The organism is Streptomyces sp. SID8374, from assembly GCF_009865135.1.
GTDB lineage: Bacteria > Actinomycetota > Actinomycetes > Streptomycetales > Streptomycetaceae > Streptomyces.
Map to the genome: position 1 here is coordinate 3,702,355 of NZ_WWGH01000001.1, position 13,657 is coordinate 3,716,011.

Genomic DNA, 13,657 nt, shown 5'->3' on the forward strand with positions numbered 1-13,657 from the left:
GTACGCCCGTACGATGGGGGGTGGTCCAGTGTCGTATCAAGGAGAATCACATCGTGTCTGAGGAGCTCATCCCGGAGACCCCGGAGCAGGAGACCGAAGAGAACGAGGCCGCGGAGCCGATCAAGCAGCGGAAGAACGGCCTGTACCCGGGCGTCTCCGACGAGCTCGCCGAGAACATGAAGTCGGGCTGGGCCGACACCGAGCTGCGCGGGCTCGAACCGATCGCCCAGGCAGAGCACACCGCCGCCCGCCGCGCCGCGCTCTCCGCGCGCTTCCCCGGTGAGCGCCTGGTCATCCCCGCGGGCAACCTGAAGACCCGCTCCAACGACACCGAGTACGCCTTCCGCGCCTCCACCGAGTACGCGTACCTCACCGGCGACCAGACCCAGGACGGTGTCCTCGTCCTGGAGCCGGCCGGCGACAGCGGCCACCAGGCCACGATCTACCTGCTGCCCCGCTCCAACCGGGAGAACGGCGAGTTCTGGCTGGACGGCCAGGGCGAGCTGTGGGTCGGCCGCCGCCACTCCCTCGCCGAGGCCGAGCAGCTGCTGGGCATCCCCGCGAAGGACGTCCGCGAGATCGCCGCCGCGCTGGCCGAGGCCACCGGCCCCGTCCGCACCGTGCGCGGCCACGACGCCTCCATCGAGGCCGCCCTCACCGACAAGGTGACCGCCGAGCGCGACGAGGAGCTGCGCGTCTACCTCTCCGAGGCCCGCCTCGTGAAGGACGCCTTCGAGATCGCCGAGCTCCAGAAGGCCTGCGACGCCACCGCGCGCGGCTTCGAGGACGTCGTCAGGAGCCTGGACAAGGCCGAGGCGACCAGCGAGCGCTTCATCGAGGGCACGTTCTTCCTGCGCGCCCGCATCGAGGGCAACGACATCGGCTACGGCTCCATCTGCGCCGCCGGTCCGCACGCCACCACCCTGCACTGGGTCCGCAACGACGGCGCCGTCCGCTCCGGCGAGCTGCTGCTCCTGGACGCAGGCGTGGAGACCAACGAGCTCTACACCGCCGATGTGACGCGCACCCTGCCGATCAACGGCACGTTCTCGCCGCTCCAGCGCAAGATCTACGACGCGGTGTACGAGGCCCAGGAGGCGGGCATCGCCGCCGTGAAGCCCGGTGCCGCCTTCCGCGACTTCCACGACGCCTCGCAGCGCGTGCTCGCCGAGAAGCTCGTCGAGTGGGGCCTGCTCGGCGACCTGACCGTGGACAAGGTCCTGGAGCTGGGCCTCCAGCGCCGCTGGACCCTGCACGGCACCGGTCACATGCTCGGCATGGACGTCCACGACTGCGCCGTCGCGCGCACCGAGGCGTACGTCGACGGCATCCTGGAGCCGGGCGTCTGCCTCACCGTGGAGCCGGGCCTCTACTTCCAGGCCGACGACCTGACCGTCCCCGAGGAGTACCGGGGCATCGGCGTCCGGATCGAGGACGACATCCTCGTCACCGAGGACGGCAACCGGAACCTCTCCGACAAGCTGCCCCGCCGGGCCGACGAGGTCGAGGCCTGGATGGCCCAGCTGAAGGGCTGACCGTCCGACCGCCTGATGACAGGGCGCGCTGCTCACACCATGAGCAGCGCGCCCTCCCGCCATTTCAGGACCTTGTCGAAGCTGACCACCGCGCCCCGGCCCGGCCGGTTGCCGAACTGGACGTGGTCGGCGAGCTGTTCGATGAGGTCCAGCCCGCGGCCGCTCTCGGCGACGCAGGGGATGTACGGGGCGAACGTGGGCTGGGCACCGACGGACTCGGAGCCTTGGGTCCGTTCCACGTGCTCGGAGCCCTGGGTCCTTTCGACGTGGCCCGGGTGCTGGGCCCGTTCGATGTGCTCCGCGTGTTCGGTGTGCGCGGCTGGGCGAAGCGCGCGCCGGGCGGGAAAGCCCGGCCCCGAGTCGGCCACCTCGATACGGCATTTCTCGCCGTCCAGATAGGCCGTGACCCGGTACTGCCCGGAGTCCGCCGGGGGCTTCTCGGGTCCGCGATCCCCGTGCTCCTCGAGGCCCGACCGGTCGCCGCCGTGTTCGACGGCGTTGGCACAGGCCTCGCTGAGCGCGACCGACAGGTCGAAGGAGATGTCCGGATCCACCCCCGCGGTTTCCATGGTGCCGAGCAGGAAACGACGGGCGAGCGGAACGCTCGCAGCTTCGCGCCGCAAATGGAGTGACCACCAGATGCTCATGCTCCAGCCTCCTGGCTGCGGCTCGACGTACCGATACGTATTGCCGCACAAGGCACTTCGTAAGCACGGATCGGCTGTGAGAGCCCTCATTCGGCGGATGCGGATATTCCGCGCCCCGGTGTATGGCCGCCCGGGGAGCACCCCGGCGGAGGCGGGGGCGGGTTCCGGAAGCGGCGAGTCCACGGTCCGTACATCCCCCGCCAACAGCCACGACAAGCACGCATTGGGGACGGAGGCTGATCTTCCGGACCTGCCGTACCGGGGGAGGGTGCGCAGTGCGATGATGTTCCGGCCATGTCCACGCCTGTCGCACACGCCGGAGCCGGTCTGCGGCTCATGAGGGCCGCGGTGTTCACCGCGGTCTGCGTCGTGCTGTCCGCGGCGGGGCATGCGTTCGCCGCCGGGGCGCCGGTCCCCGCGTGGACCCTGCTCGCCGGATTCCTCGGCGTCCTCGCCGTGGCCTCGGCCCTCGCCGGACGGGAACGCTCCCTGCCGTCGATCGCGGGTGCGCTGGCGGGCGGCCAGGTCGCCCTGCATGTCCTCTTCGCCTACGGCAGCCACGGCAGCGCGCAGGCCGTCGCCGCCGCGCCCCGGGGCAGCGGTGAGAACCCGCTGATCCGCTTCGCCGCCGGGCTGGTGTGCGGTGGCGGGCCGGGGCAGATCGACGCCGCCGACGCCCACCGCATCGTCTCGACGGCGGGCATAGACCCCTCGACCGTCGCGGGCCACAGCCATCTCGCCTCGGGAGCGGCGGCCACCGCGGCTCCGAACGGCGGATCGGGCCTGACGGCGGCGTTCGCCTCGGTGGCCGCGCTGCTGCCGGGCCTGCCGATGTTCCTGGCCCACCTGCTGGCCGCGCTCGCCGCCGGCTGGCTGCTGCGGCGCGGCGAGGCCGCCCTCTTCGGGCTGGCCCGGCTCTCGGCGTACGGCGCCCAGGAGCTGGCGGCCGGGGCCCGGCTGCGCTCCCTTCGCGCCGCGCTCGCCCTCGTACGCGCCCTGTGCGCCGGGGCGCGTGAGCAGCTCGCGGGCTCCCCGCGCGCCCTGCGTACGGCCGACGACGAACCGGCCCCGGCCACCGGGGACCCTCTTCAGCACCTGGTGGTCAGGCGCGGGCCTCCGGCCCCGTACGCCCTCGCAGCCTGACGCGACACCTGCGCCCCCCGCCGTACCGAGCACCGCCGTTCAACCACGGGCGGTCCTCCGTGGACGGCTCTCCCGGGCTGGGCCGGATCCCTCATGGACCGGACGAGGTGTCGTGCCGCCGTCGCGCACCCGTGCGCCGGACCACCATGTTCCTCTTCCTTCGTGTCCCTCTTCCTCTGTGGAGTGATTCCTGCCATGAGCGCCACCAACGTCTCCCGCATCGCCGTCGCCGCGGGCGTCGCCGCGTCCACCGTCCTGCTGCTCGCGGGCCCCGCCGCCGCGCACGTCAGCGTCCAGCCGCAGGGCGAGGCCGCCAAGGGCGGTTACGCCACCCTCAACTTCAAGGTCCCCAACGAGCGGGACCAGGCCTCCACGGTCAAGGTCGAGGTGAACTTCCCGGCCGACCACCCGCTCTCCTCCGTCACCCCGGAGGCCGTGCCGGGCTGGAAGATCGACATCACCAAGGGCAAGCTGGACAAGCCCCTGGAGGTGCACGGCCGGAAGATCACCGAGGCCGTCACCAAGGTGACCTGGACCGCCGACGGCTCCAAGATCGCGCCCGGTTACTTCCAGCAGTTCCCGGTCTCCGTCGGGCAGCTCCCCGAGGACGCCGACCAGCTGGTCTTCAAGGCCATCCAGACGTACGACAACAAGGAAGTCGTCCGCTGGATCGAGGAGCCCAAGGGCGACGAGGAGCCCGACAGCCCCGCCCCGGTCCTGAAGCTGGCCGCCGCGACCGAGGACCACCACGGCGGCGCGGCCGCCAAGGGTGACGACGACCACGAGGCCGACGACAAGGCCGCGTCGGCGGAGGGCGAGAAGAAGGAGACGCACGCCGCGTCGGCCTCCTCCAGCGACACCACGGCCCGCACGCTGGGCATCATCGGCATCCTGATCGGCATCGCGGGCGTGGCATTCGGCGTGCTCGCGGGCCGTCGCCGTACGGCCTGATCCCCTGGGTCGGGCCGTCGCCGTACGGCCTGACCGTCCGGGTCGGGCGATCCCGTACGACCTGATCCACCGGGTCGGGCCGTCCCGTACGACCTGATCACCGGGTCGGGCCGTCGCCCGACGGCCCGGCCCCGCCGGCTCCACCACCCGCACCACGTTCAGGACACCCCTCCATGCGCAACAGAAAAGCAGTGACGGCCGTGGCGTTCGCCGCCGCGGCCGCGCTGGCCCTCTCGGCCTGCGGCAGCAGCGACGGCAAGACGGACTCCTCGTCGATCGCCGATGTCGAGGCCTCGCCGAAGACCAAGGCCGCGACCGTCCTCGACCGCCCGTTCACCAAGCCGAACCTGGTCCTCACGGACACCAACGGCAAGGAGTACGACCTCCGCGAGGCGACCAAGGGCAAGCCGACGCTCATCTACTTCGGCTACACCAACTGCCCCGACGTCTGCCCGCTGACCATGAGCAACATCTCCATCGCCAAGCGGGACCTGCCCAAGGCCGACCAGGACAAGCTCCAGGTCGTCTTCGTCACCACCGACCCCGAGCGCGACACCCCCGCCTCGCTCGGCAAGTGGCTCAAGGCCCAGGACCCCACCTTCACCGGCCTGACCGGCGACTTCCCCACCATCCAGGCGGGGGCGCGGCAGATCGGCATCGGCATCGAGCCGGCGACGAAGGACAAGGACGGCAAGCCCGTCTCGATGCACGGGGCGCAGGTCGTCGCCTTCTCCCCGAAGACGGACGGCGGCTATGTGCTCTACGGCGAGGACACCACCGCCGAGGAGTACGCCAAGGACCTCCCCAAGCTGATCAAGGGGGAGAACCCGTGAACCGCCGCACGGCCCTCGCCGCCGCCCTCGCCCTCACCACGGGGCTGGCGCTGGCGGGGTGCTCCACCGGAAGCGACGGCCCCGAGCTGAAGGTCGTCGGCGCGTTCATGCCGCAGCCCGTCAGCGACATGGCCGCCGGTTTCCTCGTCGTACAGAACAGCGGGTCATCCGCCGACCGGCTCACCTCGGTGACCAGCCCGCTCTCCGACGACGTCACGATCCACGAGACGAAGAACCAGCAGATGCGCGAGGTCTCGTCGTTCGAGGTGCCGGCCAACGGCGAGCTGGACCTCGAACGCGGCGGCAACCACATCATGTTCATGAATCTCAAGAAGAAGCCCAAGCAGGGCGAGAAGGTCTCCGTCGAGCTGCACTTCGAGAAGGCCGACCCCATCACGGTCGACCTGCCGGTGAAGGAAACGACCCACAACCCGAAGAAGCAGTGAGGGACCGACCGTGACGACTGCCACCGCCCCGCGCCCCGGAGCGTCCCCGATACGACGGCCGTTCACCGCCGCCGCGCTCGTCGCCGCCCTCACCGGCCTGCTCCTCGGGCTGATGCTGGCCGGCGCCGGACCGGCGTCCGCGCACGCCGCCCTCACCGGGAGCGATCCGCAGGACGGGGCGGTGGTGGCCACCGCGCCCAAGGAGGTCACCCTCACCTTCTCCGAGGCGATCGCCGTCGGCGACGGGTCGATCCGGGTCCTGGACCCCAGCAGCAAGCGCGCCGACACCGGCGCCGAGCCCAAGGACCTGTCCGACGGCTCCACCGTCCGCTACGGCGTCGAACTCCACTCCGGCCTGCCGGACGGCACCTACACCGTGGCCTGGCAGGCCATCTCCGCCGACAGCCACCCCATCTCGGGCGCCTTCACGTTCTCCATCGGCGCCCCCTCCGAGACCACCGTGGCTCTGCCCTCCGAGGAGGTGGGCGGCGGTCCGGTCGGCACGGTCTACGGCATCGCGCGGTACGCCGCGTACGCCGGGTTCACCGTGCTCGTGGGCGGCGCGGCCTTCGTCCTGGGCTGCTGGCCCCGGGGGGCGTCCGCCCGGCCGATGCAGCGGCTCGTGGTGCGCGGCTGGATCACCCTGACCGCGGCGACCCTGGTCATGCTGCTGCTGCGCAACCCGTACACCGGCAGCGGGAAGTTCGCCGACGCCTTCGACCTGGACGGGCTCCAGGCCGTCCTGGACACCAAGCCGGGAGCCGCCCTCGTCTCGCGGCTGCTGCTGCTCGGCGCGGCCGCGCTGTTCATCGCCGTCCTGTTCGGTACGTACGCCCGGCGCGAGGACGCCGTCGAGAAGAAGGACCTCACCTTCGGCCTCGCCATCGGCGGCGGGGTCGTCGCGGCGGGCATCGCCGCCACCTGGGCCATGTCCGAGCACGCCTCGACCGGCATCCAGGCGGGCATCGCCATGCCGGTGGACGTGGCGCACCTGCTGGCCGTGGCCGCCTGGCTCGGCGGTCTGGTCGCGCTCCTGGTGGCGCTGTACCGGACGCCGGACATCGGGAGCACGGCCGTACGACGGTTCTCCCGGGTCGCGTTCGGCAGCGTCCTCGTCCTGGCGGCGACCGGGATCTACCAGTCGTGGCGGCAGGTCGGCTCCTGGTCGGCACTGACCGGTACGCGGTACGGGCAGCTCCTCATCGCCAAGGTCGTGCTGATCGCCCTCCTGCTCGCCGTGGCGTGGTTCTCTCGGCGGTGGACGGGGCGGCTGACGGATACGCCCGTGGCTTCCGAAGCCTCCGAGGATCATGCCGATCCGGTCGATCCGGTCGAGACGCCGGACGATGTCGACCCCGCACGCGCCGCCCAACTGGCCCGGCAGCAGGCCGTCCTGACCGCCACGAAGAAGAAGCGGATGCGGGACGCCGACCCGGAGCGTTCCGGGCTGCGCCGCTCGGTCCTGGCCGAGGCCGCGATCGCCGTGGTCCTGCTGGCCGTCACCACCGTGCTGACGTCGACCGAGCCGGGCCGTACGGAGGTGGAGGCCAAGGGCGCCGCCACCTCGGCGACCGCCCCGGCGGCGGGGCCCGTCAACCTGAGCATGCCCTTCGACACCGGCGGCCAGAACGGCAAGGGGACCGTACGGATCGACATCGACCCCGGGCGCACCGGCTCCAACGAGCTGCACGTGTGGATCGACGGCAGCGACGGCAAGCCGATGGACGTCCCCGAGGTGAAGATCGCCCTCACCCTGGAGGCGCAGGAGATCGGCCCGCTGCCGGTCGTGCCGGACCGGCTCGCCGAGGGGCACTGGTCGGCGAGCGGCGTCCAGATCCCGATGGCGGGGGAGTGGAAGGTCGATGTGACGGTACGGACGTCCGACATCGACCAGGTCACCATCGACAAGAACGCGAAGATCGGCTGAGTACGTGGGCAGGACCGAGAACGTGAGCAGGACCGAGAACGGCGGACAGGCTCCGGACCCCGCGATGGGCGGGGTCTCGCGCCGGCGGCTGCTGGGCGGCGTGGGCGCGGCGGGCGCCACCGGGCTGGTGCTCGGTGCGGCGGGCGGGGCGGCCGGATACGCCGCGACCCGCCCCGATCCGCCGACCGCCCTGACCACCGTCGGCTCCACCGAGGCGATGTTTCACGGGAAACATCAACCGGGGATCACCACTCCGCTTCAGGCCCGGGGCCACCTCGTCGCCTTCGACCTGGTGCCGGGCGCGGGCCGCAAGGAGGCCGTGGCCCTGATGCGGCGCTGGTCGGCGGTGGCCCGTGAGCTGATGGCGGGCCGTCCGGCGGGGGGCTCGGCGGACGGGCCCGGCCACGACACCGGCATCGCGCTGGACGCGGGCCCCTCCTCCCTCACGGTCACCTTCGGCTTCGGCCGTACGTTCTTCGCGCGTACGGGTCTCACCTCGCGGCTTCCCGCCGGACTCGACCCGCTGCCCGCGTTCTCCTCCGACCAGCTGGACGCCAAGCGCTCCGACGGCGACCTGTGGGTGCAGATCGGCGCCGACGACGCGCTCGTCGCGTTCCACGCCCTGCGGGCCGTACAGAAGGAGAGCGCGGGAACAGTAAAGGTGCGGTGGCAGATGAACGGCTTCAACCGCACCCCTGGGGCCACGGCCCGGCCGATGACCGCCCGCAACCTGATGGGCCAGATCGACGGGACCGGCAACCCGAAGCCGGCCGACGAGGACTTCGAGCGGCGGGTGTTCGTGCCCGCCTCCCCCGGTACCCCGCACGAGTGGCTGGAGGGCGGTTCGTACGCCGTCGTACGCCGGATCAGGATGCTGCTGGACGACTGGGAGAAGCTTCCGGTGGACCGGCAGGAGCGGGTCATCGGGCGGCGCAAGGCGGACGGGGCCCCGCTGAGCGGCGGGAGCGAGACCACGGAGATGGACCTCGACAAGGCGGGCCCGGACGGCCGGCTCCTGATCCCCGACAACGCGCACGCCCGGATCTCCTCCCCCGAGAAGAACGGCGGGGCCGCCATGCTGCGGCGCCCGTTCTCGTACCACGACGGGATCTCGGAGGACGGCACTCCGGACGCCGGGCTGCTCTTCGTCTGCTGGCAGGCGGACCCGTTCAAGGGGTTCGTCCCCGTGCAGCGCAAACTCGACCGGGGCGACGCGCTGTCCCCCTTCATCCGGCACGAGGCGAGCGGGCTGTTCGCGGTGCCGGGCGGGGCGGCGGAGGGCGAGTACGTGGGGCAGCGGCTGCTGGAGTCGTGAGGGCGGACCGTACGGGGTCCTGGGCTCGGCTCCGACCGGATTCTGAGACGGCAGGGCCCCCGCCGTACAGCGCAATAGGGTGAGCGTATGTCAGCCACGCGCTACGCCTATCTCGGTCCCGAAGGCACCTTCACCGAGGTCGCCCTCCGCACGCTCCCGGAAGCCGCCACCCGCGAGCTCGTCCCGATGGTCTCCGTACCGGCGGCCCTGGACGCCGTACGCAACGGGGAGGCGGCGGCGGCCCTCGTGCCGATCGAGAACTCCGTCGAGGGCGGCATCACGGCCACCCTCGACGAGCTGACCAGCGGCGAGCCGCTGATGATCTACCGCGAGGTGCTGCTCTCCATCACCTTCGCGCTGCTCGTACGGCCGGGCACCAAGCTGTCGGACATCAAGACGGTCACCGCGCACCCGGCCGCCCAGCCGCAGGTCCGCAACTGGATGGCCGCCCACCTCCCGCAGGCCGTGTGGGAGTCGGCGGCGTCCAACGCCGACGGCGCGAGGCTGGTCCAGGAGGGGCGCTACGACGCCGCGTTCGCCGGTGAGTTCGCCGCTGCCACCTACGGCCTCGAACCGCTGGTCACGGAGATCCACGACGCGGAGAACGCCCAGACCCGCTTCGTCCTGGTGGGCCGCCCGGCCCGGCCGTCCGCCCCGACCGGGGCCGACAAGACGTCCGTGGTGATCTGGCTGGGGGACGACCACCCCGGTGCGCTGCTGGAGCTGCTCCAGGAGTTCGCGGTGCGCGGCGTCAACCTGATGCTGATCCAGTCCCGCCCGACCGGCGAGGGGATCGGCAACTACTGCTTCGCCGTGGACGCCGAGGGGCACATCGCGGACCGGCGGGTGGGGGAGGCGCTGATGGGGCTGAAGCGGATCTGCCCGAAGGTGCGGTTCCTCGGTTCGTACCCGCGGGCCGGCGTCTCCGCCGACGAGGTCCGGCCGCTGCGGGCGGGCACTTCGGACAGCGCCTTCACCGAGGCCTCGGACTGGCTGGCGCGCAGCCAGGACGGACGGATCTGACGGAGGCCGACGGCGGAGCGGCCCGTAGCGTCCCGGCTCAGCCCGGAGCGGATCACTCCGCTCCGGGCCGCTCCGGGCCGCTCCGAGCACTCCGCTCCGGGCCGCTCCGAGCACTCCGCTCCGGGCCGCTCCGAGCACTCCGTTTCGGGCCGCTCTGTGCGCTCCGCTGTGGTCCTACATACAGATAGTCATTCACCCACAGAGTTATCCACAGGCTGGCTTCTCGACCTGGGGACAAGTCGACACCACAATGCGACATCGTCGACAAATCAACGCAGCGCGTCCGGATGCATCCACAGAGCGCCGACTCCGTACGAGCCCTCCCGGGTCGCGCGAATTCCCTTGATCAACTCACCAGAGCGACAAATTGCCACCCGAATGAGCGTGCGGGACAGGTTTCGGCTGCGAACACCGGGGGAGCGACGGCCCTTCGTCCACCTCCCAGAACATTCCGTTCCGGGATCCACAGAACTTCTTCACAGCCTGTGGATAACTATTCCGGAACGCCCTCTCCTGTGGACAACACAAGGGAGAACGGCCCCAACTCCCCCTCGACCCAAGGCTCGTACGTCAAGAGAGCCTGCACCTTCTGCCCTGTTCAGGGGAGTTAACCGCCGTTATTGACGCAGCCCGCCGGATCACGCCCCGCGATTCCCCCTCAGAAATATCAATTCCGGCAATTCGGTCAAAGTGACACGCTCGGCAATATCGGTTCGAGTGCGAGATCCACGCACCGGTAGCCTGGAGGGGTGATTGACCTTCGCCTGCTCCGTGAGGACCCCGACCGTGTTCGCGCCTCCCAGCGCGCCCGTGGAGAGGACGTCGCACTCGTCGACGCCCTGCTCTCCGCCGACGAGCTGCGCAGGTCGTCCGGCGTCCGCTTCGACGAACTCCGCTCCGAGCAGAAGCAGCTCGGCAAGCTGATCCCCAAGGCCACCCCCGAGGAGCGCGCCGAGCTCCTCAAGAAGGCCGATCAGCTCAAGGCCGACGTCAAGGCGGCCGACGCCGCCCAGGACGAGGCCGACGCCGAGGCCAAGCGGCTGCTCCTCCAGCTCGGCAACATCGTCCACGAGGACGTGCCGGTCGGCGGCGAGGAGGACTTCGTCGTCCTGGAGACGCACGGCACCATCCGCGACTTCGGCGCCGAGGGCTTCGAGCCCAAGGACCACCTGGAGCTCGGCGAGGCGCTCGGCGCGATCGACATGGAGCGCGGGGCCAAGGTCTCCGGCTCGCGGTTCTACTACCTCACGGGCGTCGGCGCGCTCCTGGAGCTCGCCCTCGTCAACGCGGCGATCGCCCAGGCCACCGAGGCCGGCTTCGTCCCGATGCTGACCCCCGCGCTGGTCCGCCCGCGCGCCATGGAGGGCACCGGATTCCTCGGCCAGGCCGCGGAGAACGTGTACCACCTGGAGAAGGACGACTACTACCTGGTCGGCACCTCGGAAGTACCGCTCGCCGCGTACCACATGGACGAGATCGTGGAGGCGGACAAGCTGCCCCTGCGCTACGCGGGCTTCTCCCCCTGCTTCCGCCGCGAGGCCGGGACGTACGGCAAGGACACCCGCGGCATCTTCCGCGTCCACCAGTTCGACAAGGTCGAGATGTTCTCGTACGTCGACCCGGCGGACGCCGAGGCCGAGCACCGCAGGCTCCTGGAGTGGGAGAAGCAGTGGCTCACCGGCCTCGAACTGCCCTTCCAGGTCATCGATGTCGCCACCGGTGACCTCGGCGCCTCGGCCTCGCGCAAGTTCGACTGCGAGGCGTGGATCCCGACCCAGGGCAAGTACCGCGAGCTGACCTCCGCGTCGAACTGCGACAGCTTCCAGGCCCGCCGCCTCTCCGTCCGGATGCGCGAGGGCAAGAAGGTCCAGCCGCTGGCCACGCTGAACGGCACCCTCTGCGCCGTACCGCGCACGATCGTGGCGCTCCTGGAGAACCACCAGCTGCCCGACGGTTCGGTCCGGGTCCCCGAGGTGCTCCGTCCCTACCTGGGCGGACGCGAGGTCCTGGAACCGGTCGCCAAGTGACCTTCCCCTTCAAGCTCGTCGCGACCGACCTCGACGGCACCCTGCTGCGCGGGGACGACACGGTCTCCGAGCGCACGCGCGAGGCACTGACCGCCGCCACGTCGGCCGGTGCCGCGCACATCATCGTCACCGGGCGCTCGGTCCCCTGGACCCGGCACATCCTGGACGACCTCGGCTACGACGGCCTCGCCGTCTGCGGTCAGGGCGCGCAGGTCTACCACGCGGGCGAGCACAAGCTGCTGACCTCGCTGACCCTGGACCGGCAGCTCGCCGGGCTCGCGCTCTCCAAGGTCGAGGCGGAGGTCGGCCCGCTGGCCCTGGCCGCCAGCCGCGACGGCCTGGAGGGCGAGGTGCTCGTCGGCCCCGGCTACCGGGTGCAGGAGGGGCCGCTCCCGTACGTCTTCGTGGACGACGCCTCCGAGATGTGGGCGGCCCCGCTGAACAAGGTCTACCTCCAGCACCCGGACCTCGACGACGACGCCCTGGCCACCGCGGCCCGGGCGGCCGTCGGTAACCTGGTCGACGTGGTCATGGCGGGCCCCGGCGTCGTGGAGATCCTGCCGCTCGGGCTGAGCAAGGCGACCGGCCTCTCGCTGGCCGCCCGCCGGCTCGGGGTGAAGGCCGCCGACACCATCGCCTTCGGTGACATGCCGAACGACATCCCGATGTTCGGCTGGGCGCAGCACGGCGTGGCCATGGCCAACGCCCACGACACCCTGAAGGCCGTGGCGCACGAGATCACCGCGTCCAACGAGCACGACGGGATCGCCGTGGTCCTGGAGGAGCTGCTCCGCACGGGCTCCCTCGCCACGCCCCACTGACGCGAGCCTGTAGAGGACCCTTCGGCCCTGCCCGCCGCCACTGGATCGACAGTGGCGGTGGGCAGGGCCTTTTCCGCCTCTCAGCCTTTTCAGCTGACGGCTGTCAGCGGCGTCCGGTGCGGCGCCGCAGGTCCCTCAGCCGGTACGCGAAGGCCTCCATCCGCGCGTCGAACCGGGCGTCCATCCGTACGACGTCCTGCGACAGGTCGGAGAGCCGCACGCTCATCGCGCCGACCAGCTGCTGCGTCGCCTCCACCTTCCGGTCCAGGCTGTCCAGCCGCTCCGACATCCGGCAGAGCACCGGCCCGAGCTCCTGGAGCGCACTGCCGACATCGGCGAGGCAGCTCTCGATCCGGGTGACCCGCACTTCGAGCGCTTCGTACTCGGCCCGGAGCGTCCCCTCGGCGTCGAGGAGGTACGTACGGACGCAGCGGGCGATGTCGCTGTCGCGAAGAAGCATGGCGACGTTGAGGACGGTTCGGCGGGTGTAGAGACGCAGCTGCGTGGCCGCCTGTGGATAACTTTCCACCCCCTCCACCTTCCATAGCGACATCATGTCGCTATGGAAGGATTGCAGGTCAGAGCCGCGCAGAACGCGCAGCCCATTCTCAGCGAACTCCTCCTGATGCCGATCGGTGAGCCTCCTGACCGAGGCTGTGGATACTTCGAAGTAACGTGCCACGTCCTCTGTGCGAACGTGAATTCCGTCCGGGAGCATGACAAGGCTCTTCACCTTGTCGAGGATGTCGACGCGCCCCATCTGCTCGACGCGCAGCGCGCGCGATTCGAGCAGGGCGACTTCCGTGGGCATGGGCATGCCTTCCGTACGAGGGAATGACAAGGGACGGCCCCTACCCCGGGCTGCAAGGGGTGGAGGACGCTCACGGTTGCCACTCACTCGATGACCGGACCGGTGGGCTGAGCCTCACCCGGGTCCGGCACTCCCCGATTTCACGAACGCTACGACGCCACGGATTCCAGTTGCCTCC

Annotated in this window: 12 protein-coding genes; 10 read left to right on the forward strand and 2 right to left on the reverse strand. The window is 70.9% G+C overall.

The features are described from left to right. Positions 1 to 53 precede the first annotated feature (53 nt). Complete coding sequence (locus GTY67_RS16220; RefSeq protein WP_161279160.1) at positions 54 to 1,535, forward strand: aminopeptidase P family protein; 1,482 nt, start codon at positions 54 to 56, stop codon at positions 1,533 to 1,535. 32 nt (positions 1,536 to 1,567) lie between these two features. Here the strand turns inward: GTY67_RS16220 and GTY67_RS16225 are convergent, their stop codons facing one another. Next, on the reverse strand, positions 1,568 to 2,182 hold the full coding sequence (locus tag GTY67_RS16225; RefSeq protein WP_161279161.1) for an ATP-binding protein: 615 nt from the start codon (positions 2,180 to 2,182) through the stop codon (positions 1,568 to 1,570). 294 nt (positions 2,183 to 2,476) lie between these two features. On the opposite strand from GTY67_RS16225, the gene GTY67_RS16230 reads away from it, so the two are divergent. The 9 genes from GTY67_RS16230 (at position 2,477) to GTY67_RS16270 (ending at position 12,668) form a co-directional block, all read left to right on the forward strand. Next, the gene (locus GTY67_RS16230; RefSeq protein WP_161279162.1) at positions 2,477 to 3,325 is read left to right on the forward strand and encodes a hypothetical protein; all 849 of its coding nucleotides are present in this window, start codon (positions 2,477 to 2,479) and stop codon (positions 3,323 to 3,325) included. A 195-nt stretch (positions 3,326 to 3,520) separates the two neighbouring features. Beyond that, complete coding sequence (locus GTY67_RS16235; RefSeq protein WP_161279163.1) at positions 3,521 to 4,276, forward strand: YcnI family protein; 756 nt, start codon at positions 3,521 to 3,523, stop codon at positions 4,274 to 4,276. A gap of 173 nt (positions 4,277 to 4,449) precedes the next feature. After that, positions 4,450 to 5,109, forward strand: coding sequence for an SCO family protein (locus GTY67_RS16240; protein ID WP_161279164.1), 660 nt, complete (start codon positions 4,450 to 4,452; stop codon positions 5,107 to 5,109). Continuing rightward, the gene (locus GTY67_RS16245) at positions 5,106 to 5,555 is read left to right on the forward strand and encodes a copper chaperone PCu(A)C (protein WP_093686856.1); all 450 of its coding nucleotides are present in this window, start codon (positions 5,106 to 5,108) and stop codon (positions 5,553 to 5,555) included. The genes GTY67_RS16240 and GTY67_RS16245 overlap by 4 nt, the downstream gene beginning before the upstream one ends. A gap of 10 nt (positions 5,556 to 5,565) precedes the next feature. Next, the gene (locus GTY67_RS16250) at positions 5,566 to 7,482 is read left to right on the forward strand and encodes a copper resistance protein CopC/CopD (protein ID WP_161279165.1); all 1,917 of its coding nucleotides are present in this window, start codon (positions 5,566 to 5,568) and stop codon (positions 7,480 to 7,482) included. Positions 7,483 to 7,546: 64 nt separating this feature from the next. Then, positions 7,547 to 8,797 (forward strand): iron uptake transporter deferrochelatase/peroxidase subunit, encoded by a 1,251-nt coding sequence (gene efeB, locus GTY67_RS16255; protein ID WP_161280125.1) that lies wholly within the window; start codon positions 7,547 to 7,549, stop codon positions 8,795 to 8,797. A gap of 87 nt (positions 8,798 to 8,884) precedes the next feature. Further along, on the forward strand, positions 8,885 to 9,820 hold the full coding sequence (pheA, locus tag GTY67_RS16260) for a prephenate dehydratase (protein WP_093686853.1): 936 nt from the start codon (positions 8,885 to 8,887) through the stop codon (positions 9,818 to 9,820). Positions 9,821 to 10,569: 749 nt separating this feature from the next. Then, entirely contained in the window at positions 10,570 to 11,847 is a 1,278-nt protein-coding gene (gene serS / locus GTY67_RS16265; RefSeq protein WP_161279166.1) for a serine--tRNA ligase, read from the forward strand. Further along, on the forward strand, positions 11,844 to 12,668 hold the full coding sequence (locus GTY67_RS16270) for an HAD family hydrolase (RefSeq protein ID WP_093686851.1): 825 nt from the start codon (positions 11,844 to 11,846) through the stop codon (positions 12,666 to 12,668). Before serS ends, GTY67_RS16270 begins: the two co-directional genes overlap by 4 nt. 103 nt (positions 12,669 to 12,771) lie before the next feature. Here the strand turns inward: GTY67_RS16270 and GTY67_RS16275 are convergent, their stop codons facing one another. Beyond that, a complete protein-coding gene (locus GTY67_RS16275; RefSeq protein WP_161279167.1) occupies positions 12,772 to 13,479 on the reverse strand; it encodes a hypothetical protein in 708 nt (235 codons plus the stop codon). Positions 13,480 to 13,657 lie beyond the last annotated feature (178 nt).

Excerpts from the sequence above, each read along its gene's own strand:
- GTY67_RS16275 (WP_161279167.1), bottom strand. The coding sequence starts at position 13,479 with ATGCCCACGGAAGTCGCCCTGCTCGAATCGCGCGCGCTGCGCGTCGAG.
- GTY67_RS16240 (WP_161279164.1), top strand. The coding sequence starts at position 4,450 with ATGCGCAACAGAAAAGCAGTGACGGCCGTGGCGTTCGCCGCCGCGGCC.
- GTY67_RS16235 (WP_161279163.1), top strand. The coding sequence starts at position 3,521 with ATGAGCGCCACCAACGTCTCCCGCATCGCCGTCGCCGCGGGCGTCGCC.
- pheA (WP_093686853.1), top strand. The coding sequence starts at position 8,885 with ATGTCAGCCACGCGCTACGCCTATCTCGGTCCCGAAGGCACCTTCACC.
- GTY67_RS16230 (WP_161279162.1), top strand. The coding sequence starts at position 2,477 with ATGTCCACGCCTGTCGCACACGCCGGAGCCGGTCTGCGGCTCATGAGG.
- efeB (WP_161280125.1), top strand. The coding sequence starts at position 7,547 with ATGGGCGGGGTCTCGCGCCGGCGGCTGCTGGGCGGCGTGGGCGCGGCG.
- GTY67_RS16225 (WP_161279161.1), bottom strand. The coding sequence starts at position 2,182 with ATGAGCATCTGGTGGTCACTCCATTTGCGGCGCGAAGCTGCGAGCGTT.